At 59.2% G+C, this 517-nt stretch carries 1 protein-coding gene; it reads right to left on the bottom strand.

Going from position 1 to position 517, the window contains the following annotated elements:
- Window positions 1-63: 63 nt before the first annotated feature.
- Window positions 64-342 carry a hypothetical protein gene (locus tag A5791_RS22870; RefSeq protein WP_067241803.1) on the bottom strand — a complete coding sequence of 93 codons (279 nt, stop codon included), beginning with the start codon at window positions 340-342 and terminating at the stop codon, window positions 64-66.
- Between the last annotated feature and the right edge of the window lie 175 nt (window positions 343-517).

Here is a 517-nt window from a genome sequence, read left to right as displayed (position 1 = left end):
ACGGGCTGAGTCACATCTGTCACACGCGTATCTGGAAGAGGGGCACACAACTGTTTGTCCACCTCAGCGCGACAACTGCGCTGTGGTCCGCACCCGGTTGATGATCCGGTATTCAGTTGCGTGTGGAATGTACGCCGGTGCGTACATCCCACGGCCCAGCCGTCGTACCCGATGCCTGCCGATTTCCCAACGCAACGCGTCTGACACCGCCTTCGAAGGCCTGCCGCGGACGCAAAAGCCGTACCGGTCAAGCGCATCGATTAGTTCGACGATGGTCGCAGGCCCATTCTGCGACAGATACATCGTCAGCACGTAGCGCAGCTCGATTCCTTGAAGTTGCATGCGCGAATCGTTGCACGCCGGTACGACATTGGCTGGCTGAGCGTATGGCGTATCGCGTTCAGTGTGAAACTATGGCGTCCAGTGTGAAACCTGGGCGCTCATACGGCGAAAACCCCGCCCTCACGTCACACCGAAAGCCGTAGATTCACAACCGAATGCCGAAGACCGTCCGCCG

The sequence above is a fragment of the Mycobacterium sp. 852002-51163_SCH5372311 genome (assembly GCF_001667115.1).
In the GTDB taxonomy this organism is placed as follows: domain Bacteria; phylum Actinomycetota; class Actinomycetes; order Mycobacteriales; family Mycobacteriaceae; genus Mycobacterium.
This window is presented reverse-complemented; position numbering and strand designations above follow the sequence as displayed.